Genomic DNA, 2,491 nt, shown 5'->3' with positions numbered 1-2,491 from the left:
GATCGCCGGCACCGATCACTCGGTGAACATCTCGTTCCCGGTGGGCGCGCTGATTACCGTGCGTGACGGCCAGCAGGTTGCCGTGGGTGAAGTTCTGGCGCGTATTCCGCAAGAATCGCAAAAGACCCGCGACATTACCGGTGGTCTGCCGCGCGTGGCCGAGCTGTTCGAAGCCCGTTCGCCGAAGGACGCCGGCATGCTCGCCGACGTTACCGGCACGGTCTCGTTCGGCAAGGACACCAAGGGCAAGCAGCGTCTGGTCATCACCGACCTGGAAGGCGTGAGCCACGAGTTCCTGATTCCGAAGGAAAAGCAGGTGCTGGTGCACGACGGCCAGGTGGTGAACAAGGGCGAAATGATCGTGGACGGCCCGGCCGATCCCCACGACATCCTGCGCTTGCAAGGCATCGAGAAGCTGGCGACCTACATCGTCGACGAAGTGCAGGACGTGTACCGTCTGCAGGGCGTGAAGATCAACGACAAGCACATCGAAGTGATTGTTCGTCAGATGCTGCGTCGTGTGAACATCGTTGACGCGGGCGATACCGAGTTCATCCCGGGCGAGCAGGTCGAGCGTTCCGAGCTGTTGAATGCGAATGACCGCATGCAGGCTGAAGATCGTATCCCCGCCACGTATGACAACGTGCTGCTGGGTATCACGAAGGCCTCGCTGTCGACCGACTCGTTCATCTCGGCCGCTTCGTTCCAGGAAACCACCCGGGTCCTGACCGAAGCCGCCATCATGGGCAAGCGCGACGACCTGCGCGGCTTGAAGGAAAACGTCATCGTCGGCCGCCTGATCCCGGCCGGTACCGGTCTGGCGTACCACCATGCCCGCCGCGACAAGGAAGAGCTGGAGGCCGCGGAACGCGAAGCCGCCCGCCAGTTGGCCAACCCGTTCGAAGACTCGCCGGTTACGGTGGGCTCGGATGCGGAAACGCCGGCATCCGACCTCGGCGCCGAGGATTCCGCCGAATAAGCGGAAACACCCGGCAGGGATGCCGCGCGCAGTCCGGCGCGGCATGCCCGGAATCGAAAAGGCCGCTGATGCGAATCAGCGGCCTTTTTTTGTTCGGCGCAAGGGCGGTTACTTCGCGACCTGTGCCTGAGCGTGGCGGAAGACTGGGCCCCAGACGGGATGGCCAGCTTCGTTCGGTGCCAGCTCGAAGGCGGGGTCCAGGGCCAGGATGCGGGCGAAGCTGTCCTCGCACAGCCGGGGATACTTGCTCACGCAGTAACTGAACGCCTGCAGCTTGTAGGCTTCGATGCGCACGGCCTTGGTGGAGGTGGCCAGGGCGTCGGAGGTGGCGACGCCACGGATGACTTCTCCATAGCGGCCGGCGCTGTATTTGTCGCGTACTTGCTGCAGCTGGTCCAAGGCTTCTGCGGTGGGCGGCGCTTCCGGCTGCTTGGACGTAACCCCGGCGCAACCCGCCAGTATGGCCGACAAGCCGAGCAGACTACTCAGAACGCGAATTTTCATGGCTTCCAAAGATGTAGAAGGGTTTAGCAGTACGCTATCGTGCCACAGCCTGATGCGCTCGGACATTTTCCGCAATGTCCTTGCGGTGCGGATTGGATAATATTCGCCTTATTCCATAGTTAATTGAGCTGTCGCGCGACAGCGCCAGTCCCGATCATGTCTTCTTCCGCCGGCCTCTTGACGCCGCGTGGCCCCTTTTCCGGCGCCGCGCCGCTTGCTCTGCGTCCGTTGAGCGCCATCGCCGCCAGCACGGCGGGGGGCGTGCCGGAAACCCGCATCAAGCGGCTTCTGTCCGATCTGCTGCCATCCTTGATGGCCCTGCATGCCCAAGGTGAAATCTGCGGCGATATTTCGCTGGATACGGTGGGTATGGACGAAAGCGCCCGGGCCCATCTGGTGCCGGAACTGGTCGTGGCGCGTTCGCGCCGCGCCACCCGCACGCCGACCCCTGGTTTTGCGCCGTTCGAGCTTTATTCCGATTCGGTGGAATGGCCCCGCGGCCCCTGGAGCGACATCTACGCCTTGTGCGCGGTGATGTACGCGCTGGTCATAGGCAGTAAGCCCGCGCCGGCGCCTGAGCGCCGCGCGGAGGATACCTACGAGCCGCTCGCCTCCCTGGGATTGCCGAAGTACAGCCAGGACTTCCTGTCCGTGATCGACGCTGGCCTGGCCATGGCGCCCGGCGACCGGCCGCAGACGCTGGTCGATCTGGCCGCCATGCTGGGCATTGCCGCGCAGGTCGAGATGGCGCCGGATCCGGTCGCCCCGCTGCGGGCGTCCCACGCGGCACCGCCGATGGCCGCCACTGCGGCACGCCAACCCGCGCGTGGGCGTCATCCCCTGCTGGTGTTGTTGCTCATCGTGGCGTTGGTCGGTGCGGGCGTATACGCCTGGTTCGAGTCCGGAATGGGTGCGCCCAACGCGCTGATCACCCGGTCCGAAGTGGTTCAGCCCAATCCGCCGGCGGTGCATCCGATGCCGCCACCGCCGTTGCCCGCGCCGGGGCCC

Annotated in this window: 2 protein-coding genes and 1 pseudogene; 2 read left to right on the top strand and 1 reads right to left on the bottom strand. The window is 64.8% G+C overall.

The genetic code is table 11. The features are described 5' to 3' along the window. Window positions 1-979: pseudogene (locus tag VIR09_RS12005) on the top strand (DNA-directed RNA polymerase subunit beta'); the annotation flags it as partial. A 108-nt stretch (window positions 980-1,087) separates the two neighbouring features. On the opposite strand, the gene VIR09_RS12000 reads toward VIR09_RS12005, so the two are convergent. Continuing rightward, window positions 1,088-1,483, bottom strand: coding sequence for a TssQ family T6SS-associated lipoprotein (locus VIR09_RS12000; protein WP_332013077.1), 396 nt, complete (start codon window positions 1,481-1,483; stop codon window positions 1,088-1,090). Between the two features lie 156 nt (window positions 1,484-1,639). Here VIR09_RS12000 and VIR09_RS11995 point away from each other — a divergent pair. After that, the coding region (locus VIR09_RS11995) for a serine/threonine protein kinase (protein WP_332013076.1) at window positions 1,640-2,491 on the top strand (852 nt) is incomplete at its 3' end.

This window comes from Achromobacter sp. (assembly GCF_036567245.1).
Lineage (GTDB): Bacteria > Pseudomonadota > Gammaproteobacteria > Burkholderiales > Burkholderiaceae_B > Achromobacter.
This window is presented reverse-complemented; position numbering and strand designations above follow the sequence as displayed.

What these genes read in the sequence shown, in the direction of transcription:
- VIR09_RS12000 (WP_332013077.1), bottom strand. Translation starts at nt 1,483, where the DNA reads ATGAAAATTCGCGTTCTGAGTAGTCTGCTCGGCTTGTCGGCCATACTG.